The sequence below is a fragment of the Amycolatopsis sp. NPDC006125 genome (assembly GCF_040614195.1).
GTDB lineage: Bacteria > Actinomycetota > Actinomycetes > Mycobacteriales > Pseudonocardiaceae > Amycolatopsis_E > Amycolatopsis_E tucumanensis.
On sequence record NZ_JBEXTZ010000001.1, the window covers coordinates 65,509 to 88,890 of the forward strand.

A 23,382-nucleotide genomic window follows, 5' to 3' on the forward strand; every position below is an offset into this window, starting at 1 on the left:
TTCGGGTGCCCGGCCGTTGTCGTGTGGCGGTGCTCGCAAAAAGCTGGGCTGCGAAGGCGGGACCGCCTATGTTTGACAGTGTTGTCAAACATAGGTCGAGGAGGTTGCCGATGTCGCCGGTGAACTCGGTGGACGTGGTCGAGTCGTTCTGGCGCGACGTGTGGAACGCGGGCAACCCGGACGCCGCGGACCGCTACGTCGTCGAGGACTTCGTCATCACGAACGCGGGCGAGCGCATCGAAGGGCGCGAGAACTTCAAGGCGTGGATCCGGGCGTTCCGGGAGAAGATCGACGACTTCAGGCTGGAGGTCGTCGAAACGTTCCAGAACCACGACGGCAGCCGTGTCGCCTCGCGCTGGCGGGTGCACGGCCGCAACAAGGGAATGTTCGGCACCGAGCCGGACGGACGGCCGATCTCGTTCAGCGGAACCGCGGTGTGGGAGGTGCGCGAAGACGGCAAGCTGCTGCACAACCACGTCGAGCGGGCTGCGTGGGAACTCTTCCAGCGTCTGACCCCGCAGTCGACCTGATCGTGCGCCGCGGGCGCGCCGGGGCCGCCGTGGGGGCGGTGATAGTTGTAGTAGTCCTCCCATTCCTTGAGCTTCTCGTTGAACACCGCGATGTCACCGAGGACGACGCCGTTGAGTAGGCGGTAGAACTCCTCAGCGTCAATGCGGTGTGAGCGCTCGATCTTGCCGTTGAGACGTGGGGTGGCGGGGCGGATGTAGACGTGACCGATGCCCTGGTCGAGCAGGTGCCAGTGAAACGCCGACTGGAACTCCGCCCCGTTGTCGGTCTGGATCTTCTCAACCTGAACCGGCAGGCTGGACAGCACATGGTCCAGGAACTGGATCGCGGTCTTCTGGTCAGACCGCGGGTGAATCGTCAGGATCCGCAGCCGGGTGCGGTCATCGATCGCGGTGTAGTACCGCTTCTTTCGGCCGGCGTCGGTGGTGATCGGTTCGACGAACTTGACGTCGATCTGCAACTGGTGGCCTGGGCGCTGCTTCTCGTAACGCTTCCAGCGCTGCTGATGGCGCTTGTAGCGCTGAGAGGCCGGCAGCCGGCTCAGGCGCAGGCGTTTGAGGATGCGATAGATCGTGGAGGCGCTGATCTCCTGGTCGTGGTAGCGACGCAGGTACATGCTGATCTTCAGCGGGCCGAAGTGGTAATGCTGCCGTAGGTGGATGATCTTCTCGACCACCTGCGGGTGGGTGATGGTCGGGCAGTGCGGCGGTGCGCTGGACCGGTCCTTCAGACCGTCGATGCCCTCGTCTTCGTAGCGGTGTTTCCACCGGTAGAACACGGTGCGGCTGATGCCGTGATACCGGCAGGTCGCCGCGACATTGCCACTGATCGACTCCGCGTGACGAAGAACGGCCAGGTGCCGGTTCGCGCGCCTGACCAGGTCCTTCTCGCTCCGCACTCGCTCAGCCATAAGGCCTCCCTTGATCAGGAGCCCAGACTGTCAACAACCTCCGTCAGTTTTAGACCTAGGCGCTGCCAACACTGTCGCTTTCGGACACACGGCGGCCGCATCCGAGCTGACTGCGGGCGGCCCGGATGGCCGGGTGCCGGCGCCTTCGGCACGGGCCTTTCAACGATGACGCGAAGATGGCCCGCGGCCTTGGTGCTCGCGGTGCTCGCGGGTGCCCTGGCCGGCGCTTCCGGTGTCGCTCTCATCCAGACCGTGGCGGCGTGCCGATGGCTGCTGCACGGTGCGCCGGCGCCGGTGGTTCTTCTCGCCCCGGCAGTGGCAGCGCTGGCTTACGGGCCGTTGCTGGCGGTGTGTGCGCCGGAGGCCGGGGGCGGCGGGGTTCCGCAGGTCCGGCGAGCGCTCGCGACGGCGGAGCCACTCCGTCCCCGCGTCGCGGGCGTCAAGGGGATTGCCGCCGGTCTCACTCTCGGTTCCGGGGGATCGGCCGGGAGCGAGGGCCCGATCATCCACATCTCCGCGGCACTCGGCTCGGCGCTGGTGCGGCTGCCGCGAGTACCGGTCACGCTGGTGCGATCGACGGTGGCGTCCGCCGTGGCGGGCGGGGTCGCCGGGTCCTTCCAGGCGCCGATGGCCGGCGTCGTCCTGGTCGTGGAGGTCCTGCTGACCGGCGTGAGCCCGCTCGAGCTGGCCGCGACGGTGGCCGGGGCCGTGTCCGGAACCACGGTCGCCTGGGCCCTGCCGGGGGAACCGCTGCGGCTGCCCGCACCGGACATCGCCGGGTTCGGCCCGCACCTGGCCACCGTGCCGGTGGCGCTGCTCGCCGGGTTCGCCGGGGTCTCGCTGATCTGGAGCCTGCACGTGGTGCGGCGGGCGGCCGATCTGGTGTGGCGGTGGCCCGAGTGGGCGCGCCCGGCCGTCGGCGGGGTGCTGATGGGCGCGGCGGTACTCGCGGTGCCCCAGGTCGGCGGGATCGGGCAGGATGTCATCACCAACACGGCCACGGGATCCGGAAGCACCGGCGCCCTGCTTCTGTTGGCAGCCGCCAAGATCCTCGCGACGAGCGTCACCCTCGGCGTCGGCGGGGTGGGTGGCACCATCGGTCCGGCGCTGTTCGTCGGCGCGGCCGTAGGCGCCGCGTTCCCGGTACCGGGGGCGGCCGTCGTGGGGATGGCCGCCTGCCTCGCGGCCGGCGCCCGCGCTCCGGCCACGGCGGTCGTGCTGGCGGCCGAGCTGAGCGGGCCGGGCCTGCTGTCGTCACTCGGGCCCGCTGCGGTGATCGGCTGGGCCGTGGCACTACCGCTGTCCGGAGGCAGCATCTTCGATCCCGGTAGAGTTCGTCGGGCGCGGGACAGGAAGGAGTTTCATGGCCGGGGTTCGGCAGTTCGACGAGCGAGTGGCGCTCGAGCGCGCGCTCGACGTCTTCGCCGAGCGGGGGTTCCGCGCGACGTCGATGCTCGACCTCGCCGCGGGCACCGGTGTTCAGCGTGGCTCGCTGTACCACGCCTACGGGGGCAAGGAGGAGATCTTCCTTCGTGCCTTCGGCGAATACACCGATCGCTTCCTCGCAGGCGCCCGTGACGCGCTGAACGGCCCCGACAAGCGGACCGCCCTGCTGTCCTTCTTCGACTACTGCATCGCCATGTTCTCGGCCGGCTCCCCGTCCCGCGGCTGCCTGTCCACCCGCACGGCCGTCGAGGCCGCGACGGACTCTCCCCGGGTGGAAGCCGCGGTCCGCGCGATGCTGGACGAGCTGGAAGACCTCGTCCACGACGCGCTCGTCGCCATCGACGACGGCGTGGAACTGGCCGTCGACATCAGGGCGGTCGCGCGCCTGGTCGTCACCACCACCCGCGGCATCGCCGTGCTGGAACGGGTGGACCACACGCCTGACGAGCTCCGCGCCATCGCCGAAACACTGGTCACCACGCTCGTGGGCCGGTAGCCCCGCGGTTCCGGCCGCGGGGCCCGGCTCTGGATCAGCGCGGTGTCCCGGTTTTCCCGCCGCTCAGTGCCGGCGCGGCGTGAACAGGAGCGCGGTGAACGTGATCGCGCACGCCAGGACGATGTACAGGGAGATCACCCAGGAGCCACCGAAGCCGGCGAACAGGGCCGCGGCGATGAACGGCGCCGGACCGCTGGTGATCAGCCCGCCCACCTGGTACGCGACCGAGACGCCGGTGTAGCGGTGCTCGGCGTCGAACAGCTCGGCCAGGAAGCCGGCCATGGCGCTGTAGCTCAGCGCGTGGCCGAGGCAGGCGAACAGGAACATCGCGATGAGCACCGCGGCGGGGGCGCCGCTGTCGATCAGCCAGAAGAACGGGAACGCGGCGAGGGCCGAGTAGACCGCCCCGGCCAGCAGGACGTTCCGCCTGCCGATGCGGTCGGCGAGGACGGCCACCAGCGGCACCGCGGCGATGTCCAGCAACGAGGCGACGATCAAGCAGGTCAGCACCGTGCTGCGGGAGATGCCGACCTCGCCGGGGCCGTACGACAGCACGAACACGGTCACCACGTAGAAGGGGATGTTGGACGCGGCTTGGGCGAACAGACCGACGAGAACGGAGCGGAGGGAACGTCGCAGGGTGTCCTTCAGCGGGAACTTCGACACTTCCCGGGCCTGCGACACCTGCTCGAACTCGGGCGACTCGCTGAGGCGGGAACGCACGTAGAAGCCGACCGCGATGAGCACCGCGCTGGCCAGGAACGGCAGGCGCCAGCCCCACGACAACAGCTGGTCCTTCGGCAGCTGCTGCACCGCGAGGAACGCCGCGGCCGACAGCACGAGCCCGGCCGGGACGCCGGCCTGCGGCCAGCTGCCGTAGAAGGCCCGCCGCCGCGGCGGGGCGTGCTCCACCGCCATCAGCACGGCGCCACCCCATTCGCCGCCCACCGCGAAGCCCTGGACCAGCCGGACGAGAACCAGCAGGAGAGGCGCGGCGAGGCCGATCTGGGCGTAGGTGGGCAACACGCCGATGGCGACCGTCCCGCCGCCCATCAACAGCAGGGACAGGATCAGCATCCGCTTCCGGCCGAGCCGGTCGCCGAAGTGCCCGAACACGATACCGCCCAGCGGGCGCGCGACGAAGGCGACGCCGAACGTCGCGAAGGCCGCGAGAGTCCCGGCCAACGGGCTCAGGGTGGGGAAGAACTGGGTGTTGAACACCAGGGTCGCCGCCGAACCGAACAGGAAGAAGTCGTACCACTCGATCGCCGTGCCGACGAAGCTGGCGAAGGCCACGCGCGCGGGATTGACCCGCGCCGCCTGTTGTTGCTCGACCACCATCATTACCTCCAACGACTTCGGGGGAGATTCGCTTCACCACGCGGCGCTTTGTACCGGTCGATCTGACCCGTTCCTAGCGGTGGGGCCGGCCGGGTGGATGCCGCCTGCCCCGCACAAGAGCTGGGGCAGGAGGCGGACGACGCGCCCACGATCCAGGGGAGCAGTGGTGCGCGACGTTGCCTGAACTATAGGCATATTGACCGGTCGGTACAAGACGCTGGAGGAAAGGTTGCCCGTGCATTTCGGCCGCGGTGTGACGGTGGCGGCCTGATGTCCGCGACGAGGCGGTCCCGGCGTCACGGCGGGGTCCGAGTGGTGTGATGGCCCGGCAGGGAGCCGTACTCGGCTGGTCGCACTTACGAGCGGCTGGCACCGCGGGTTACCGCGCAGGGGCGCCGATCGGGCAACGGGTCACTCGCCGTCGGTTCGCCACTGCCGCCGCAGGCGTTCGCGGTCCACGACCCGCCCCTCGAGCACGACATCGGCGATGCGGCGGGTGTTGGTGATGTCCGCGCGCGGGTCGGCGTCGAGGACCAGCAGGTCGGCCCGCTTGCCGACCTCGATGGTCCCCCGGTCGGTCAGCCCCAGCAGGTGGGACGAGCGCCGGGTGGCGAACTCGATCGCCTCGATCGGGGACAGGCCCGCTTCGACCAGCGCTTCGAGCTCCCGGTGCTCGGCGAGCCCGGGGAGCTGCGCGAGCAGGCCCGTGTCGGCCGAGTAGACGAGCCGGACGCCGGCTTGGTGCAGGGTGGCGAAGTTCTCCTGCAGGCGGCGGTAGGTCTCGCCGGTGTCGAACAGTGGTTCCCCGCCTCGCGCCCGCATCCGGCCGCGCAGCTCCTCGATGGCGGTGGCCGGCAGCGTCTCCCGCACCGCCGGATCGTCCAGCCATTCGGTGCGCGTCGGGCCCTGCACGCTCATCGAGGTGAAGACCGCGGTGTCGCGCTCGACGAGCCGTTCGATCAGCTCCTGGTCGGGACCCGGGCTGCGGGGCATGTGGGCGAGGATGTCGGCACCGGCGTCGAGCGCGACCTTCGCGTCCTCGACGGTGTAGATGTGCGCCGCGGCCGGGATGCCGTGCTCGTGGGCTTCGTCGACGATCTCCCGGCACGCCTCCGGCGACAGCTTGGCCGCGGTGCCGCCCCGGTCGTCGATCCAGAACTTGACCGCGTCGACCTTCCGCCCCGCGAGCTCGCGCACGAAGGCCCGCCCGTCCGCCGGGTCGGTCACCTGGTGCACCGCGTCGACGGCGAAGAACGGCGCGCCGCTGGCCTGCCCGGGGCCGGGCGCCGCGACCAGGCCGGAGCCCGCGGTGAAGAAGGTCGCCAGGTCCGGGTCGTCAAGGATTCCCGAGCGTTGCTCGTCGCGGATGGCGATCTCGATGCCGTTCCGGTCGGTCCCGAGGCACTGGAACGTGCTGATTCCGTAGTAGACGAACCGGCGGAGGTGGTCGAGGATGTTCTCGCGCGAATAGAAGCCCGGATCGCAGGCGGCACCTCGCATGTAGCCGATGTGCCCGTGCGGGTTGACCAGCGCGGGCATGACCGTTTTGCCCCGCAACGAGACCACGCTCGCGCCGGTGAGGTCCCCGGCCGGGGCCTGGCTGAGGCCGGTGATGCGTCCATCCTGGACTGTGATCACGGCGTCGTCGAGAACCGTGGTGCCGTCGCCTACGATCACCCGCGCGTCGGTGAACGCGGTAGTGCCGGTGGGATTGTCGTTGTTCATGGGGTTACCGTCTTTCGTCAGAACGGACCGGGATTGCGGAGCTGGGGGCGTCACTGGTACCGGGCGGCGCGTCGCTCGTAGGCGGCGTAGTCCATAAGGGACTCGAACGTGTGCTGCCCGAGCATCAGGCCGCGGATGTCGGCGACCTCCCGGCCCTCCTCGAGCGCGTCGAGAACCGCTGTGACGCTCTTGGCCGCCGCGCCGATGAGGCTGTACCACAGCAGGAGGATGTCCGCTCCCGCGTCGGCGTACTCCGCGAGCGTGCTGCCCGGGCGGTCGCCGCCCGGAGCGTCGAACAGGTCCGCGGCCACCATGACGGGGGCGTCGATGCGCGAGCGGACCTCCTTCAGCTTGGCCGCGGGAATCGCGGGAGCGAAAACCGCGTCGGCCCCGGCGGCGACATAGCTCTGCAGGCGGTTGACGGCGTCGTCGATGTCCCGGTGTACCCAGGCCGCGTCCGACCGCGCGATGATCTGGAAGGTCGGATCCGTGCGGGCGTCCAGCGCCGCCCGGATGCGCTTCGCCATCCGCTCGGGAGACATCAGTCCCGCCGGTCGCGACGTGTGCTTGCCGCCGAGGTTGTCCTCGATGTGGATGCCCACCACGCCGGCGGACTCGAAGGCCCGTACCGTCCGCCAGATGTTCTCGGGCTCGTAGAAGCCGTTCTCGCCGTCCACGAGCACGGGCAGCTCGGTCGCCTCGACGATCCGGCGCGCCGCGTCCACCATTTCGGTCATCGTGATCAGTCCGACGTCCGGCTCGCCGAACGTGCTCGCGGCGGCGGCGAAACTGCCGAGGTAGGTCGCGGGGAAACCGGCGCGTTCGACGAGCTTCGCGGTGAAGGCGTCATAGGCGCCCGGGAGTATGAGTGGCGCGGGGGACCGGACGAGCTCGGCGAACGCCGCACGGCGCTGGGCTGGGGTCGACGGCACGATGGGCCTCCTTGATGCGAAGTGCGGACGGTTCGCGCGCCCGTGGCGCGCTGGGGTGCTGCAAGGCTGCTGACTTGCTTTCAGCAAGCTAGCATCGCTGGATTTCTTCGTGCAACCCAGCCGGGCGGCCGGGCTGGCTAGCTGGGGGCTACTCAAGTGGGTACGATCGTGGCGTGCCCAAGACGCTCGGCAAGGACTCGACTTGCTCCATCGCCCGGACGCTGCAGGTGCTCGGCGACAGCTGGACGCTGCTGATCGTCCGGGAGGCGATGCTGGCGGGCTCGACACGGTTCCAGGAGTTCCGGGAGGAGCTGGGGATCGCGCCGAACATCTTGGCCAAACGGCTCGCGCAGCTGGTGGACGAAGGCCTCATGGAGCGGCGGACCTACCGGGAGCCGGGGCTGCGGGCCAGGGAGGAGTACGTACTCACCGAAGCCGGCCGCAGCTTGAACGTGGTCATGGCGGCGCTGGCGAGCTGGGGCCGCGCTCACCGGCCGCGTCCCGGCGGCACCTCGCCACGGTTCACCCTGGAAGACACGGGCACGGCCGCGCAACTGGCGTTCGTCACGCCGGACGGTCAGTGTGTGCCGCCCGCGCGGCTGACGGCCCGGAGGACCGACGACGCCGCGCTCGACGCCATGACGGGGACCGGGGACGGGATGCCGGCTGCCCAGGCGAGCTGACGGCGGCCGGGCGCGGGCTTGTCCATCACGCCGAAGGTTCGGCGAGAGCAGGCTTTCCGCGGGTTTCGGGCTTCGGGGCGCACCCCGAGGCCCGAAGCCCCGGGGAGTGTCACGCCGCCTTGATGGTCCCGCCGTCGATCACGAGGTCGGTGCCGGTGATCCACCGGGCCTGGGGCCCGAGGAGGAACGCGACCGCGTCGGCGATTTCACCGGCTTCGCCCATCCGGCCGAGTGCGATGCCCATGCTCGCGGGCACGCCCTCGTCCAGTACCTGATCGCGGGTGGTGCCGGACGCGCTGGCCATGCTGTCGCCGAGACGGCCGTCATCGGTCCAGCCCGGCGTGCGGACAGGCCCGGGCGACACGGTGTTCACCCGGACCCCTCGCGGTGCGAACTCCTCCGACAGCGCCGTGGTGAGGTTGGTCAGCGCCGCTTTGTGCGCGGAGTAGTCCACCACCATCGGGAACGGCAACCGTGCGTTGATCGACGACACGTTGACGATCGCTCCGCCGCGCTCCAGCAGCGCCGGCAGCAGTGCGCGCGTGAGGCGCACGGCCGACAGGACGTTCGCGTTGAAGCCCTGCTGCCACTGCGCGTCGGTGACGTCGAGGAACGAACTCCGGGCCTCGAACTGCCCGACGTTGTTGACCAGCGCGTCGACCCGGCCGAGCCGCAGTGCGGCAGCAGCGAGCGCCTCGACCCCCTCGGCGGTCGCGAGATCCGCGCGGACGACGGTCAGGTCGTCACCCTGCTCCGGTGTAGCCGAGCGCGAACCCGTGACGACCCAGTAGCCGTCCTTGCGCAGGCGCTCGACGACCGCGGCGCCGATGCCCTTCGTGCCACCGCTGACGACGGCCACTTTGTTGTCCATCACTGCCTCCTTTTTGGGAGCGATCGCTCCCGTATGGTCTGGACAGTACAACGGGAGCAGTCGCTCCACAACCTGGGGTAGTCTGGGTGCGTGGCACGGTCTCGGCAGTTCGACGAGGGGGAAGTGCTCGCGCGCGCGACGGAGCTGTTCCATCGGCGCGGCTACCACGCCACGTCCACCCGCGACCTCGGGGAGGCGCTCGCCCTCAACCCGAGCAGTCTCTACCGGACCTTCGGGGACAAGCACGCGCTGTTCCTGCGCGCTCTGGATCATTACCAGGCGTCGGAGTCCGCGCGCTGCACCGCCGCACTGGAGGACGACCGGCCAGTCCGCCTCGTGTTGCGCGACTGGCTCTACTCGATGGTCGAGCCCGCCGACGTGCCGGGCTGCCTGGTCATCCACACCGCCACCGAGCTGGGCACGGACGACCCGGAAACCAGCCGGCGGGTGGATGCGGCATTCGAAGGCACGATCGTCGCGATCGCCGCGTTGTTGCGGCGCGGGATCGCCGCCGGTGAACTGGCTGCCGACCTCGACGCCGAGGCCACCGCCGACCTGCTGTTCACCACCCTCGCCGGGCTGCGGGTACGCCACCGCGCGGGCCACGACCCGCAACGGCTGCGCGCGGCGGTCGACCAGGCGCTACGCGTGCTCGGCTGACCCGTTGGTGTGGCCACCGCCGAAAGCCTGGTTCGCGCGGCGCAGCGGGACGTCGCGTGCCGTCGAAGTGACGATGATGTGGTGTCGAGGGCGACTCCGCCAACGACTATGACTACCTCGCCGGGCATCGTCGGGCTCGTGTCCCCGCGAAGTGCTCGAGTTGAATCTGGTGACCTTGAAGGATGGCATGATGCCGAGGTGGTACTGAGCCGGTACTTCCGTGAATCGGCATCAGAGGGTTGCCGGCTCACTGGTGGATTGTTGATCGCGTCGTGAGACCCACGACGCCGCCACGCCGTTCAGCAGAATAACGCCGCGGATTACAGCGCGTCGTGTACTGGCCGGCCCTTCGACCGACGGCGACCGCGCCGCTCGATGCGGCGGCGCTTCCGCCTTCAGCGCTCAACGGCCAGCCGGATCTGCCTCACGAGGTGGTCGAAAGCCAGTTCGCGCACATGGCGACCGCCTGAGCCCAAGTCGGAATCGGTGTCCAACTGCGCAGTGTCGAACGCCTGGCCGTACAACACCGTCGACGTCGGGAAGCGCGACGACGGAAGTCACGAGGCTGCCGCCTGGATCAGCGCTCACGACCAGGCGCCTGCTCGGTCTCCACCGGCTGATGCTGCCGAGCCAGACGCGCCTCGGCCCCGCCGGATGTTGCCCACCGGCATAGCACTCGCTGTTACTGGTCTTCGAGTTCCTCGGCGGGGGGCATCGCGAATGCGCGAACGTGATCGATGGCTGCTCGTAGAGCGTCTTCGAGCGGGGCGATGTCGCGGGCGACCTGGGCGAGGAGCATGCCGCCCTGGAAGGCGGAGAGCAGGAGGTGGGCCAGGCGGGTGGGATCGGCCTCGGCGCTGATGCGGCCGAGTTGTTGCATCCTTTCGATCCCGTCCCGGAAGATGTCTATCCATTGCCGGAACGCGCTCGCGAGTTCGGTGCGGACGTCCAGGTCGGTCTTGATGATCTCGCTGGCGAGCGAGCCGAGGGTGCAGCCTTCTTGGCAGGAGCGCTCGTAGGCGATGTAGTAGCGCGCCCATTCTCGCAGCGAGTCGAGGCTTTCGAAGCGGGTGAACCGTTCGCTGCGGTGGAAGGTGAGGACGCGCTCGGCCTGCCACTGGATGACCGCGAGGACGAGGCTTTCCTTGGTGGGGAAGTAGTAGTTGAGCTGTGATCCGCTGATGCCAGCCGCGCGCCGGAGCTGCTCGTTGTTCGTCGCGTGGACGCCCTTGGCGTAGATCAGCTCCGCGGCGTGCTCGAGGATGCGGGCGCGCGTGGCCTGCCCCTTGCCCGTCAGCTTCTGCGGCGCTCGAGCTTCCGTTCTGGCTTCCATGCTTCACACGGTATCCCAGATTGGGCTTGACAGCCCACTCCGTGGTCGTGTTCACTCCCGTTAGTGGGCTGTTCAGCCCAAAATCGCTCGCCCGGGAATGGCGAGCAGGAGACAGGAGGCACCGATGAAGGCCATCGTCGCGACGGACCAAGCCGCGGAAGCAGCCGGGATCACCCTCGCCCAGCGGCCCGAGCCGACACCCGCGATCAATGACGTCGTCGTGGAAGTGCACGCGTCGGGCTTCGTGCCCGCTGAGTGGGAGTGGCCCTCGACGTGGGCCGATCGTTCGGGTCGCGGTCGGACGCACGCCATCATCGGCCACGAGTTCGCCGGAGTGGTCACCGCCCTGGGCTACGGCACGACGGGACTCTCGCTGGGGCAGCGGGTTTTCGGGATCACGGACTGGCACCGCGACGGAACCCTTGCCGAGTACGCGGCCGTGGAGGCCCGCAACCTCGCGCCGTTGCCGGGGGACGTCGATTTCACGGTGGGTGCGAGTCTGCCGATTTCCGGGTTGACCGCGTGGCAGGGCCTGTTCCAGCACGGTCGTCTCCGGGCGGGGCAGAGCGTCCTGGCGCACGGCGCGGCCGGTGCGGTCGGGGCGGTGGTGACGCAGCTGGCCCGGGAGTTCGGTGGTTATGTCATCGGCACCGGGCGGGCGGCGGACCGCCAGGCGGCGCTCGAGTTCGGCGCGAACGAATTCCTCGACCTCGAGCACGACGACCTCGGCGACATCGGCGGGGTCGACCTGGTCTTCGACGTAGTCGGCGGCGACGTCCAGCGGCGCTCGGCGAGCATCCTCCGGCCGGGCGGGACACTGGTGTCGGTGGTCGGGCCCGTCGAGGCGCGCCCGGTCGACGGCCTCGCGATCGACTTCGTCGTCGAGTCCGTTCCGGGTCAGCTGGTGGAGATCGTCGACCGGGTGCGGGATGGACGCCTCCGCACGCACATCGGCACGGTCGTATCCCTCGACGACGCCCTCCCCGCGCTCAATCCGACCGAGCGGCGCAAGGGCAAGACCGTCGTCCGCGTGCGCCCCTGAATTTCTGGGGCAGCTGCGCTCCCGTCCTTCCGCCGGTGCCCGGGAGCGTCGCGGGGCCAGCGGGGGACCGGGTCGCGAGCTGCGGCGACCCGGTCGGTTGGCTGCGACGCTTAGGGCTCGTCGACCATGACGATCGGTCTCCCGCCAACTTGCCGTCCGGCGTTGAAGGCCTGCAGCACCTCGGCCGGCGAATCACGTGACCTGATCAGGACACGCAGGCTGTCTTCGCGGACGAGCCCGACCAGTTGAGCGAGCCGGGCGCGGTCCGGTTCCACGACGAAGAAGACCGATCGCCCGTACCGCGGCTCGAATTCGGGCAGGGCGGTGATGGTGACCAGCGTGCCACCCGCCCGCACCACGCCGGCGGACCGCGCGCCGATCTCCTTGCCGAACACGTCGAGAACCACGTCGACTTCGCCGATGTCTTCCTGCCGGTCGTCCTCCAGGTCGACGAACACGTCGGGCCCCAGGTCGAGGGCGGCTTCGCGATTGTGGGCGCGGCCCGCGCCGATCACGGTGGCGCCAGCTTCGCCAGTTGCACCGCGATCGAGCCCCGGTCGGGCACCCAGCGGGCTGACGTCCACACCGCGACCGCGTCCCGGGCGGCCTCGTCGCAGCCGGCGGTCACCACCGCGCTGCCCGGCGCCTGTTGCCGACCGGCTGCGGCAGCGATGCCGGCCAGCGCCGCCTCCGCTCCACCCCAGCCCGGCCACCACACCCGGCTTCCAGTCGATGTTCTCCAGCACCACTGCAAGCCCGCCGCGCTCAACCGGCCCCGCGGCAACATCATCAAGAAGGTCGGCGAGGTGATCCACTGGTGCGCCCCACCCCCCGGCCCTCGGACCCGGAGCTCGTCGTCATCAAGATCGCTAAGCAGCGGCAACGACGACAACCCGGCCGGGACCGCGCCGCCGGCATCACACCTGCCGCCTGGCCGCATGGTCCCCGTGGCTGACCTTCGACCAGGCCGTCACCCAAGACCCGCGCGAGCCGGGCGTGTATTTGCCTCGCTCCCACGGCGCCATCGTCTACGCCGGCATGGCCGGCGAACGCAGCGGCCAAGGCATCCGCGGCCGGCTCGCGGTCCGCGCGCACGACGTCAAGCTGGCCGACCCCGAACGGGTCCCGCGTCCGACTCAACGCCAAACTGTCCCAACTGGCCAGCGGATTCTCTGAAAGTGCAGGCTGGAAGAGGTAGCGCACCACACTGGCAGTGCGGGGGTCAGGGGTTCGAATCCCCTAATCGTCACAGTTGGTTCCTCGCACCCGCAGTCCGCTGATGTGTTGGCCTCCGCGCCTGGAGTACAGTGCCAGACCTTTATCAGTTCCTTTGTGGCTAACGGGGCTCCGCTAGTACCGCTGATGGTCCGTAACCCCGGTGATTCTCGTAACCGTCTTGTGGGAGTCATGCAGCGGTGGCTCCGGTTCGTCAAATGTCGGCGTCTGACGAACCGCCATTGTGTTGTGGTGATGACTGCCGGTGTCGCGCATCGGCCGCGTTGATGGTCACCGGGCCCTGGGGTTAGGGTCGTGCGACCTCATGAGCCGGCCGGGACGGTGACATCGTGGATCGTGAGCAGCTGTATCGGCTCGACCTCAACCTGCTGCTGGCGTTCGACGCGTTGATGGCCGAGTGCAGTGTCACGAGGGCGGCCGAGCGGATGTCGGTCGGGCAGCCGGCGATGAGCGCGTCGTTGTCCCGGCTGCGGAAGTTCTTCGACGACCCGCTCCTGGTCCGGGAGGGCCGGTCGCTCGTGCCGACCACCCGGGCGCTGCAGCTGATCGAGCCTCTCCGTGAGGCGCTGGACTTGGTCGAGTCGACGATCCGGTCCGGTCGGCGGTTCGATCCTGGGGCCGATCATCGCCAGTTCACGCTGATGGCCAGCGACTACGTCTTGTTGATCCTGCTCGGACCGCTGTTGGCCGAGCTCGAGGTCGAGGCGCCGAACCTGCGCTTCACCGTCCGCCCGATCGCGCCGGATTTCGCCGAGCAGGTCAGCCGCTCGCAGCTGGATCTGCTGATCTTTCCGGACGAACTGATGCCTGAGGACCTCCAGGCGAGCTCGGAGAAGCTGTTCACCGATCGGTTGGTGTGCGCTGTCGACCGCGACCATCCGGAGATCGGGGGTCGGATCACCGAGGAGCAGTTCCGGACATTGCCCTACGTGTCCTTCGCCGGGACCTCGTTGCGCACGATCAGCGAACTCCGGTTCCGCGAGCTGGGCATCGATCGTCCGGTCGAGATCGGCACGCAGAGTTTCGTCATCCAGCCGTTCATGCTCCGCGGCACCCGGCTCATGGCGCTGCTGCACGAGCGGCTCGGCCGGTACTTCGCCGAGCGGGCCGGGATCCGGTTGCTCGATCCGCCGTTCACGATCGACACGATGAGCGAGTCGATGTTCTGGTCGCCGCGCGCCGAGACGGACCCCGCCCACCGGTGGCTGCGCAACCGAGTCGCACGGGCGGCCGCCGCGCTGCAGCCCTGAGCCATCCATCGATTCCAATGATGGTTCACATCGATATCCATCGCTATCAGTGCGGGGGTTGGCGCGGTTAGCGTGTGCGGAGGCTGACCGCACAATGAAGTGAGAACATCAATGACTCAGGCAGCGAAGTCACCGCTGACCCACGTTCGCCACGTGGGGCTCGGCGTCCCGGATTTCCGGGAAACAGTCGAATTTTACCGTTCCGCATGGGGTCTGGAGATCGTCGACGAGGACTCCGATGTGGTGTTCTTCGGAACCCCTGCCAATCCCGAGGCCTACATCGTGCGCGTCCGCAAGGACTCCGCGAAGCGCGTGGACCTGATCGCGTTCGCCGCGGAGAGCGCGTCCGCTGTGGACGAGTTGGCGCAGCGGCTGGGGTCGGCCGGCATCACCCTGGTGCGGGAGCCCGACAAGCTCGGCACGCCCGGTGGCGGTTACGGGTTCCGGTTCTTCGACCCGGACGGCCGCCTCATCGAGGTCTCCAGCGACGTCGCACAACGTCCGTGGCGGGCGCTGGAGCCTCGGGAATCGGTCCCGCAGAAGCTCAGTCACGTGGTCGTCAACTCGCCCGATGTCGCGGCGACCAAGCGGTTCTACGAGACGCATCTGGGTTTCCGCTTGTCGGACTGGCTGGAAGACAAGATGTGTTTCATGCGAGTCCGGTCCGATCACCACATTCTCGCGATCGCTCAGGGCCCGCACACCTCGTTGAACCACGTGTCCTTCGAGATGCGCGGTCTCGACGAGTTCATGCGCGGGACAGGGCGGCTCATCCGTCAGGGCCGCGATCCCGTCTGGGGACCGGGCAGGCACAGTGCGGGAGACAACACCTTCTCCTATTTCACCGACCCCGTCGGCAATGTCGTGGAATACACCACCGAGCTCGAGCGGATCGACGACGACGAGGCCTGGGAACCACGCACGTTCTCCGCGGCCCCGGAGGTCGCCGACCAGTGGGGCACCGGTGGCCCCTTCGAACCGATGATCCCGGCCATGCACAACTCCCCCGACCAGGGGCTGTGGACCCCAGCACCGCTGTAAAACAGGAACGGATGACTGTCATGACGAAAGCTCTCATCGTCGGCGGTGGAATCAGCGGGCTGGCCACGGCAATGGTGTTGTCGCGCCAGGGCATCGAGGTCGATCTGGTCGAACGGCAGCCCCGGGTCGAAGCGCTCGGCAGCGGTATCACGTTGATCGCACCAGCGCTGCGCGCACTCGACCGGCTCGGTGTCTACGCGGACTGCGTCGACCAGGGGTACGGCGTCACCGACTTCGAGATCTACGACGTCGACGGCACCTTGGCCGAACGGTTCCCGCTGCCGTCGCCGGTCGGCACCGACCAGCCGGGTCTGCTGGGCATGATGCGCCCGACCCTGCACACGATCCTGATCGACCACGCGACGAAAGAAGGCACAGTCGTGCGCACCGGCGTCGCGCCGGTCCACATCGAACAGCACCGGACCGCGGCCGACGTCACCTTCGACAACGGCGAGCGCGGCCACTACGACCTGGTCATCGGTGCCGATGGCATCAGGTCCACCATCCGCGAGCTGCTCTTCGAGCCGCTGACCCCGCAACCCCTGGGGCAAGGCATCTTCCGGGTGGTGCTGCCCCGGCCGGCCGAGGTGACCGCGGAAGTGCAGTTCCACCCGGCCGGCGATGTCGCGATGGGATTCACGCCCACCGCGCCGGACCGGATGTACATGTACTGCCTGTTCCCGATCGACGACGGCTACCGGCCGGAGAAGGAGGAGATGGTCGACGTCGTCCGGGCACGGATCGCGCCGTTCGGTGGTGTGGTGGCGGAAATCCGGGACGCCATCAAAGACGCGGACCAGATCCACTACACGAGGTTCGAGACCGTCCTCGTGCCTGACCCGTGGTTCCGGGGCCGCACGGTTCTCCTCGGCGATTCGGCGCACTGCACGACACCGCACCTGGCCGCTGGAGCGGCGATGTGCCTGGAGGACGCGGTCGTGCTCGGTGAGGAACTGGCCGCCGCGGCGACGGTCGACGACGCTTTGCGCGCCTACTGCACGCGCCGCTTCGACCGCTGCAAGTACGTGGTCGAGACCGCGTCCCTGCTGAGCCACTGGCAGACCCACCCCGACACGCCAGGGGCCGACCACTCGCGCGTCATGGGCGAGGCGTTCGAGCGACTGGCCGGCCCGTTCTGATCGAAGGAATTCCGATGGGTACCGAATATGCCGACGATGACACACGCCTGTTGCACCAGTACATCGACAAGTGCTCGAACTGGGGTCGCTGGGGACCTGATGATCAGCTCGGTGCGCTCAACCTGGTCGGCCCCGAGGAGGTCCGCCGCGCCGCAGCGCTGGTGCGCAAGGGGATTCCGATCTCGCTGACCCTGCCGTACGACCAGGCCGGGCCACAACCCGGCGGTTTCCGCAACAACCCGCAGCTGCTGGTCACCGCTACCGGTACCGATCATGTGTCGGGAGCGCAGGATCAGCTGCCGGGCGGGTTCGGCCCGGCGAAGGGCTTCGGGTTCTCCGACGACGTGCTCGTCATGCCGACGCAGTGCGGCACCCAATGGGACTCGCTGTCGCACATCTTCTGGGAAGGCAAGATGTGGAACGGGCGCTCGGCCGGACAGGTCACCAGCGGCGGCGCCGCGGCCAACGGCATCGAGAACTACACCGGCCGCGTCGTGATGCGCGGGGTGCTGGTGGATCTGCCTGCCCACCGGGGAGTCGAATCGCTGGAGCCGGGCGAGGCGATCACACCCGATGCGATCGAGGAGGTGTTCGCGGCGCACGACCTCACCGTGCGCCCGGGAGACGCCCTCCTCGTGCGCACCGGGTTCATGGCCGCGCGCCGGGGCCACTGGGGTGACTACGCCGGTGGCCCCGCGCCAGGGCTGTCACTGCACACGGCGCCCTGGCTGCGTGAGCACGACATCGCGGCCGTCGCCACCGACACCTGGGGCGTGGAGGTACGGCCCAACGAGGTCGGGTACTTCCAACCCCTGCACATCGTTTCGCTCGTGCACGGCGGCATCGCTTTCGGGGAGATGTTCGACCTCGACGAGCTCGCCGCGTACTGCGCCGAGGACGGCGTGTACGAGTTCATGTTCGTGGCCTCGCCCTTGCCGATCACCGGTGGCTCCGGTGCCCCGGTGAGCGCGGTGGCGATCAAGTGACAGATGAAAGGCACGCAGTGTTCGAACCGTTCCCGGACAAGTACGTGTGGAACCTCTCCGTCGGGATCGCTCTGGCCGTCGGCGGTCTGATCGGTGAGGTGGACCGCGCCTGCCGCCCGCTGCACGACCTGGCCACTGACGACGACGAGGCGACACAGGCGTTCTTCCGTTCCTGGTCCGCTGTGGCCGACAACCTCGTCGAATTGGCCGAAGAGGATGAAAAACGCGGCAGGCGGCGCAGCGCGGGACAGAAGTACGGACGCGCTGCCGTATACTACCAGACAGCCGAACGCATGCAGGCGCATTCCTTCGAGCCCCGCAAGGTCGCCTACCGCAACGCATTGGACTCCTTCGCCCGCTACCTGGAGCTGACCGAACAGCCCGCCGAACGGGTCGAGATCCCCTACGGTGGCGCCAGCCTGCCGGGCATCCTGGTCCGCCCGGACACCCCGGACCCGGTTCCGTGCGTGCTGTTCTTCAACGGCCTGGACAGCACGAAGGAACAGCTGTACGGCAGCGGCACCGCGGAGGAGTTGCGTCGCCGTGGCATCGCCACCCTCATGGTCGACACGCCCGGAGCCGGCGAGGCGCTGCGCTTGCGCGGCCTGACGGCCGTTCCCGAGACCGAGCAGTGGGCGGCGGCGTGCATCGACTACCTCGCCACCCGCCCGGATGTCGACGAGGACATGGTCGGCATGCTCGCCTGGTCGCTCGGGGGCTACTACGGCCCCCGGGCGACCGCGTTCGAACCGCGTATCCGGTTCGGTGTCGCGTGGGGATCCAACTACGACTGGGGTCAGGTGCAGCTGCGGCGACTGGAAAACCAGGGCGACCGGCCGGTCCCGCACTACTGGGAACACGTGAAGTGGGTGTGGGGCTGTCACGACTTGGACGAGTTTCTCGCTCTGGCACCGAAGATCACGCTGCGCGGCATCATGGACCGGGTCACCGTGCCCTTCCTCGTCGTCCACGGCGAAAACGACCGGCAGATCCCGGTCCACTACGCCAACGACCTTTTCCACGACCTCGTCAACTCTCCCAAGCGCGAGCTGAAGATCTTCACCGACCGCGAGGGAGGCGTCGAGCACTGCAGCATCGACAACCTGCCCGTGGTCCGGGACTACATCTGCGACTGGATCGGCGAGACGGTGACGGAACTGAAAGGGCAACGATGAAGATCAGCGTGGATCGGCGACGCTGCGAAGGTTACGGCATCTGCGCCGAAACGGCCCCGCAGCTGATGCACCTCGACGACGAAGGAGAACTCGTCCTGGATGTCGAAGAGCTACGGCCGGAGCACGCGCCGGATGCTTCCTCCGCCGCGCGTGTCTGCCCCGTCGCCGCACTCAGGATCCGCGATGACAGCTAGTGCGACCCGGCTACGCCACATCGCGGTCGTCGGTGCGTCGCTGGCCGGCGCGGTCGTCGCCGACACCCTGCGCCGCAACGGTTACGACGGGCGCATCACCCTGCTCGGGGCCGAGCCGCATGCCGCATACAGCCGTCCCGCCCTGTCGAAAGGTGTTCTCGCGGGCACCGAGGAACCCGGCGACATCGCGCTGCAACCGTTGGGCGGTGACATCGACCAGCGCCTGAACACCCGGGTGCTCGCGGCGGATCTGCAGGCGCGCCGGCTGGTGCTCGACGACGGCGACGACCTCGCGTTCGATGGGCTCGCGATCACGACCGGCGCGCGCGCTCGGCGGCTCGCCGATCTCGGTGCCGCCGAACCCGGCGCCCGGGAAACGACCTTCCGCGACCTCGATGACGCGCTGTGGCTGGCCCGCGAGCTGCGGGGACACTGCCGGGTCGTGATCGTCGGCGCGGGCATACTCGGAATGGAGCTCGCGTCCGCGTGTGTCGATCACGGTGCCGAGGTAACGATCGTCGACCGGCAGCCGCCACTGCTCGCACAGCTGGGGGAGTACCTCGCCGACCTCGTCGCGGCGGCCGCCCGGCGAGCCGGCGTCCGGTTCGTGTGTCACCCCTCGATCCGGCTCCGGGGCGTGACGTCACCGATCGTCGAACTCGGCGACGGGCGTCAGTTCGAAGGCGACGTCATCCTCAGTGCTGTCGGCTGCACACCGAACGTCGAGTGGCTCGCCGGTACCGGCCTCCCCGCCAGAGGTGGCGTTCAGGTGGATGCGCGGGGACGTGTCCTTGAGAACATCGTCGCCGCGGGTGATGTCGCCGCTTTCCCCGCCGACGGTGGACACCGGCGCACTCCACTGTGGAACAGTGCCCTCGAGCAAGCGCGTACCGCGGCCGCCGCCCTCCTGTACGGAGACGGGGCACCGCCGTTGAATCCCGCAGGATATTTCTGGACCGAACAGTTCGGTCTGACCATCAAGGTCTGCGGGAAGCTGCCGGCGGCGGGCAACCCGCACATTCTCGACGGCTCACCCGGCACTTCGGAGCTGCTCCTGCAGTGGCGGGACGAGCGCTCCGCCACAACGGCCGCCGCGGTGAACACCCGAGTCCCCATCGGCAAACTACGGGCCCTGTCCCGCGCGTCCTGACAACCAACCTTGGAGAGACCAATGACGATCGCTCCCGTCCCGCACACCGAAATCGATCTGTTCTCGGACACGATCCTCACGGATCCCTACCCCGCCTACGCCACGTTGCGTGCGTCGGGCGCCGCCGTGTACCTCGACAAGATCGACGCGTGGGCATTGCCGCGGTACGAACACATCCGCGCCGCGCTGCGTGACTGGGAAACGTTCTCCTCGGACGCCGCCGTCGGACTGAACGACGTGGTGAACGGCTTCCTCGTCGGCACGGTGCTCGGTACCGACCCGCCGCAGCACGACACGCTCCGTTCTGTGCTCTCCGAGCAGCTGGCGCCCCGCGCCCTGCGGAAGGTCAAGGACGACATCGAAGCGAGCGCCGGCAAACTCGTGGACGCACTGGTCACGCGTGGCGAGTTCGACGCCGTGACCGACCTCGCGGCGGCGTTGCCGCTGTCGGTGGTGTTCGATCTCATCGGACTCCCCGAGCGGGCGCGTGACGACATGCTCCGTTGGGCGGACGGCACATTCACGGTCTTCGGTCCCATGAACGAGCGCACCGAGAAGGGCCTCGGAGTCATCCAGGAGATGTTCGCGTGGCTCGGCACGTTGCGCGCCGAGGACCTGAAACCCGGCAGCATGGGCCGTGCGATCTTCGACGCGGCCGACGCCGGACAGATCGGCCACGACTCGTGCGTTCCGTTGCTCGCCGCATACACCACGGCCGGCATGGACACCACGATCAACGCCATCGCCAATTCGATACAGCTCTTCGCGACCCACCCGGATCAATGGGACGCCCTCCGCGCGAATCCCGACTTCATTCCCAGCGCATTCAACGAAGTCCTTCGCTATGATGCACCCGTCCAAGCGTTCGCCCGGAAGATCACGCGGGACGTGACCGTCGACGACACGCACATCCCGTCCGGCGCACAGGTCGTGCTGCTCTACGGATCCGGAAACCGCGATGAACGCCAGTACCCGGACCCCGACAGTTTCGACATCCAGCGCAATCCCGTTGACCACCTGGCGTTCGGCTACGGCACGCACACCTGTGCGGGACAGGCGCTCGCGAAGATCGAAGCACACGCAATACTGCGTGCGCTCGCCGCGCGGGTACGACGCATCCACGTCGGGGAGGCGACACGGCACCTGAACAACGTGATTCGTGGCTTGGAATCACTGCCCGTGGTCCACCTCGAGACAGATGACTAGAAGGAGCAAGGCGTCAGTGGCGATCAAAGCACCCGGCTGGGTCCCGACCACGAGCGGAGCCGACAAGGCGCGCATCACCGAGTTCGCGCGGGCGGCCGGGTCGCGGACCGGTCTGCCGCTCGACGAGGACTACCGGAGCCTGTGGAAGTGGTCGGTCGAGGCCCCACAGGAGTTCTGGGCGCTCGTGTGGGACTACTTCGGCCTGCCGGAGCGGCCTGTCGACGGGCCGGTTCTCGTCGGGGATCGCATGCCGGACGTCGCCTGGTTCCCTGGCGTGGAGCTCAATTTCGCGTCCGAGGTTCTCCAGCGGCGAGAGGCCGACGCCGTCGCGGTCGTGACAGTCGACGAGCGGTTCGTTCCCGTCGAGCTGACGTGGGGAGAGCTGAGGCGGCAGGTGGCGTCGGTTGCCGCGACGCTACGGGAGCTCGGCGTCACGCGCGGTGATCGCGTCGTGGGGTATCTGCCCAACGGCGTGGAGGCGGTCGTCGCTCTGCTGGCGACCGCCAGCCTCGGCGCTGTGTGGAGTCTGTGCGGTCTCGACTACGCCGCCGACGCGGCCGTGGCCCGGCTGGGCCAGCTCGATCCGGCTGTGCTGATCGCGGGCACGACATACGTGAACGCGGGCCGGTTGATCGACCGCAATGCCGACGTCGAAAAGCTGCGTGCCTCGTTGCCATCGCTGCGGGCGACGATCACGCTCGACGGGCAGGTGGGCACGCTCGCGTGGGACTCCGCTGCCGGAACGGAAGACGCGCCCTTCGAACCCGTCCCCGTGTCGTTCGACCATCCGCTGTGGGTGCTGTTCTCGTCCGGGACGACTGGGCGCCCCAAGGGGATCGTCCACGGCCACGGCGGGGTGACCATCGAGTCGTGCAAGATCGGTGGCCTGCACCTGAACCTGCGTGCGGGGGACCGGGTCTTCTGGCACACCACGCCGAGCTGGATGATGTGGAACTTCCTCGTCGGCACGTTGCTGCTCGGCACGACCATCGTGTGTTTCGAAGGCAATCCCGGCCACCCGGACACCGGGACGCTGTGGCGGCTGGCCGAACAACTCGACCTCACCCTGCTCGGCACCAGCCCTGCGTACCTGGCCGCCTGCCGGAGGAACGACACCGGACCAGCCGGCCGTCGATTCGGTTCGCTCACCACGGTCGGCGTCACCGGCTCGACGTTCCCCGCGGACCTGCAGAGCTGGCTGTCCGCCCAGTTGGGGCCGCACGTGCAGGTCGCCTCGATGAGCGGGGGAACCGATGTGTGCACCGCCTTCGCCGGCCCCGCCCCCAACGTCCCGGCGCGGGCAGGCGAGCTTTCCGCGCCATGCCTGGGCGTGGCGCTCGACTGCTACGACGACCGGGGCCGGCCGGTCCGGGACGAGGTCGGCGAGCTCGTGGTGCGTGCTCCGATGCCGTCGATGCCGCTCGGTTTCTGGGACGACCACGGCAAGCGCCGCTTTCGCGCCACCTATTTCGAGCACTTCCCGGGAGTCTGGCGGCACGGTGACTGGGTGACGATCACCGGCCGCGGTTCTGTCGTGATCCACGGGCGGTCGGACGCGACCCTCAACCGTCACGGCATCCGCATGGGCAGCGCGGACATCACAGATCCGGTCGAGTCCCTTCCGCAGGTGGCCGAGGCGCTCGTCATCGGGATCGAGGAGGGCAACGGTGGTTACTACATGCCCATGTTCGTCCGGCTCGCCGAGGGCTGCCGGCTCGACCAGCAGCTGATCGACGAGATTCGGGCCACCATCCGCACCCGGACCTCGCCGCGCCACGTGCCGGACGAGATCATCGCTGTTCCGGGCATCCCGCACACGCGAACGGGGAAGAAGCTGGAAGTGCCGCTCAAGCGGCTGTTCCGGGGAGAGGACGCGGAATCCGTTCTGGACCCGGCCAGTGTCGACGACCCCGGGCTCATCGCCTGGTACGCCCAGTTCGCCGGCCGGCGTAGAGCACACCTGGACGGGATCCACGAGTAGCGGTGCGCGATTCGCGGCGTCAGGTATCCGGCGAACGACCCGGGCAAGCCTGCCACG

At 68.8% G+C, this 23,382-nt stretch carries 20 protein-coding genes and 2 pseudogenes; 15 read left to right on the top strand and 7 right to left on the bottom strand.

What is annotated here, in order from left to right; genetic code table 11:
* Positions 1 to 110 precede the first annotated feature (110 nt).
* Positions 111 to 530 (top strand): nuclear transport factor 2 family protein, encoded by a 420-nt coding sequence (locus tag ABZ193_RS00330; protein ID WP_354708295.1) that lies wholly within the window; start codon positions 111 to 113, stop codon positions 528 to 530.
* A 35-nt stretch (positions 531 to 565) separates the two neighbouring features.
* On the opposite strand, the pseudogene ABZ193_RS00335 reads toward ABZ193_RS00330, so the two are convergent.
* Positions 566 to 1,438, bottom strand: a pseudogene (locus tag ABZ193_RS00335) (IS481 family transposase); the annotation flags it as partial.
* Between the two features lie 165 nt (positions 1,439 to 1,603).
* Between ABZ193_RS00335 and ABZ193_RS00340 the strand changes: the two are divergent.
* Together ABZ193_RS00340 and ABZ193_RS00345 are read left to right on the top strand one after the other, a co-directional pair.
* Positions 1,604 to 2,716, top strand: a pseudogene (locus ABZ193_RS00340) (chloride channel protein); the annotation flags it as partial.
* An 85-nt stretch (positions 2,717 to 2,801) separates the two neighbouring features.
* Positions 2,802 to 3,380 (top strand): TetR/AcrR family transcriptional regulator, encoded by a 579-nt coding sequence (locus tag ABZ193_RS00345; protein ID WP_354708296.1) that lies wholly within the window; start codon positions 2,802 to 2,804, stop codon positions 3,378 to 3,380.
* A 63-nt stretch (positions 3,381 to 3,443) separates the two neighbouring features.
* Here the strand turns inward: ABZ193_RS00345 and ABZ193_RS00350 are convergent, their stop codons facing one another.
* The 3 genes from ABZ193_RS00350 to ABZ193_RS00360 form a co-directional block, all read right to left on the bottom strand.
* Positions 3,444 to 4,724 carry an MFS transporter gene (locus ABZ193_RS00350; protein ID WP_354708297.1) on the bottom strand — a complete coding sequence of 427 codons (1,281 nt, stop codon included), beginning with the start codon at positions 4,722 to 4,724 and terminating at the stop codon, positions 3,444 to 3,446.
* A gap of 408 nt (positions 4,725 to 5,132) precedes the next feature.
* Entirely contained in the window at positions 5,133 to 6,446 is a 1,314-nt protein-coding gene (locus ABZ193_RS00355; protein WP_020418652.1) for an amidohydrolase family protein, read from the bottom strand.
* 50 nt (positions 6,447 to 6,496) lie between these two features.
* Positions 6,497 to 7,378, bottom strand: coding sequence for an isocitrate lyase/PEP mutase family protein (locus ABZ193_RS00360; protein ID WP_020418653.1), 882 nt, complete (start codon positions 7,376 to 7,378; stop codon positions 6,497 to 6,499).
* Positions 7,379 to 7,551: 173 nt separating this feature from the next.
* Here ABZ193_RS00360 and ABZ193_RS00365 point away from each other — a divergent pair, with 173 nt between their 5' ends.
* On the top strand, positions 7,552 to 8,061 hold the full coding sequence (locus tag ABZ193_RS00365) for a helix-turn-helix domain-containing protein (protein ID WP_020418654.1): 510 nt from the start codon (positions 7,552 to 7,554) through the stop codon (positions 8,059 to 8,061).
* A gap of 109 nt (positions 8,062 to 8,170) precedes the next feature.
* On the opposite strand, the gene ABZ193_RS00370 is transcribed toward ABZ193_RS00365, so the two are convergent.
* Entirely contained in the window at positions 8,171 to 8,932 is a 762-nt protein-coding gene (locus ABZ193_RS00370) for an oxidoreductase (protein ID WP_020418655.1), read from the bottom strand.
* Positions 8,933 to 9,022: 90 nt separating this feature from the next.
* Between ABZ193_RS00370 and ABZ193_RS00375 the strand changes: the two genes are divergently transcribed.
* Entirely contained in the window at positions 9,023 to 9,592 is a 570-nt protein-coding gene (locus ABZ193_RS00375; RefSeq protein WP_354708298.1) for a TetR family transcriptional regulator, read from the top strand.
* Between the two features lie 682 nt (positions 9,593 to 10,274).
* Here the strand turns inward: ABZ193_RS00375 and ABZ193_RS00380 are convergent.
* Positions 10,275 to 10,925: a TetR family transcriptional regulator C-terminal domain-containing protein gene (locus ABZ193_RS00380; protein ID WP_354708299.1), complete on the bottom strand. Its 651-nt coding sequence runs from the start codon at positions 10,923 to 10,925 to the stop codon at positions 10,275 to 10,277.
* 124 nt (positions 10,926 to 11,049) lie between these two features.
* Here ABZ193_RS00380 and ABZ193_RS00385 point away from each other — a divergent pair, with 124 nt between their 5' ends.
* On the top strand, positions 11,050 to 11,967 hold the full coding sequence (locus tag ABZ193_RS00385) for an NADP-dependent oxidoreductase (RefSeq protein WP_237337076.1): 918 nt from the start codon (positions 11,050 to 11,052) through the stop codon (positions 11,965 to 11,967).
* A gap of 110 nt (positions 11,968 to 12,077) precedes the next feature.
* On the opposite strand, the gene ABZ193_RS00390 is transcribed toward ABZ193_RS00385, so the two are convergent.
* A complete protein-coding gene (locus ABZ193_RS00390; RefSeq protein WP_354708300.1) occupies positions 12,078 to 12,782 on the bottom strand; it encodes a zinc-binding dehydrogenase in 705 nt (234 codons plus the stop codon).
* Between the two features lie 750 nt (positions 12,783 to 13,532).
* On the opposite strand from ABZ193_RS00390, the gene ABZ193_RS00395 reads away from it, so the two are divergent.
* From ABZ193_RS00395 to ABZ193_RS00435, 9 genes are all read left to right on the top strand, one after another.
* Positions 13,533 to 14,453 carry a LysR family transcriptional regulator gene (locus ABZ193_RS00395; protein ID WP_237337073.1) on the top strand — a complete coding sequence of 307 codons (921 nt, stop codon included), beginning with the start codon at positions 13,533 to 13,535 and terminating at the stop codon, positions 14,451 to 14,453.
* Between the two features lie 111 nt (positions 14,454 to 14,564).
* Positions 14,565 to 15,494: a VOC family protein gene (locus tag ABZ193_RS00400; protein ID WP_354708301.1), complete on the top strand. Its 930-nt coding sequence runs from the start codon at positions 14,565 to 14,567 to the stop codon at positions 15,492 to 15,494.
* Positions 15,495 to 15,514: 20 nt separating this feature from the next.
* A complete protein-coding gene (locus tag ABZ193_RS00405) occupies positions 15,515 to 16,633 on the top strand; it encodes an FAD-dependent oxidoreductase (RefSeq protein ID WP_354708302.1) in 1,119 nt (372 codons plus the stop codon).
* A gap of 14 nt (positions 16,634 to 16,647) precedes the next feature.
* On the top strand, positions 16,648 to 17,619 hold the full coding sequence (locus tag ABZ193_RS00410; protein ID WP_354708303.1) for a cyclase family protein: 972 nt from the start codon (positions 16,648 to 16,650) through the stop codon (positions 17,617 to 17,619).
* 17 nt (positions 17,620 to 17,636) lie between these two features.
* Positions 17,637 to 18,794, top strand: a complete 1,158-nt coding sequence (locus ABZ193_RS00415; RefSeq protein WP_354708304.1) for an alpha/beta hydrolase — start codon at positions 17,637 to 17,639, stop codon at positions 18,792 to 18,794.
* Entirely contained in the window at positions 18,791 to 18,988 is a 198-nt protein-coding gene (locus ABZ193_RS00420; protein ID WP_354708305.1) for a ferredoxin, read from the top strand. Before ABZ193_RS00415 ends, ABZ193_RS00420 begins: the two co-directional genes overlap by 4 nt.
* Positions 18,978 to 20,138, top strand: coding sequence for an FAD-dependent oxidoreductase (locus ABZ193_RS00425; protein WP_354708306.1), 1,161 nt, complete (start codon positions 18,978 to 18,980; stop codon positions 20,136 to 20,138). The genes ABZ193_RS00420 and ABZ193_RS00425 overlap by 11 nt, the downstream gene beginning before the upstream one ends.
* Positions 20,139 to 20,159: 21 nt before the next feature.
* Entirely contained in the window at positions 20,160 to 21,344 is a 1,185-nt protein-coding gene (locus tag ABZ193_RS00430; protein ID WP_237337066.1) for a cytochrome P450, read from the top strand.
* Positions 21,298 to 23,325, top strand: a complete 2,028-nt coding sequence (locus ABZ193_RS00435; RefSeq protein ID WP_354708307.1) for an acetoacetate--CoA ligase — start codon at positions 21,298 to 21,300, stop codon at positions 23,323 to 23,325. Before ABZ193_RS00430 ends, ABZ193_RS00435 begins: the two co-directional genes overlap by 47 nt.
* Positions 23,326 to 23,382 lie beyond the last annotated feature (57 nt).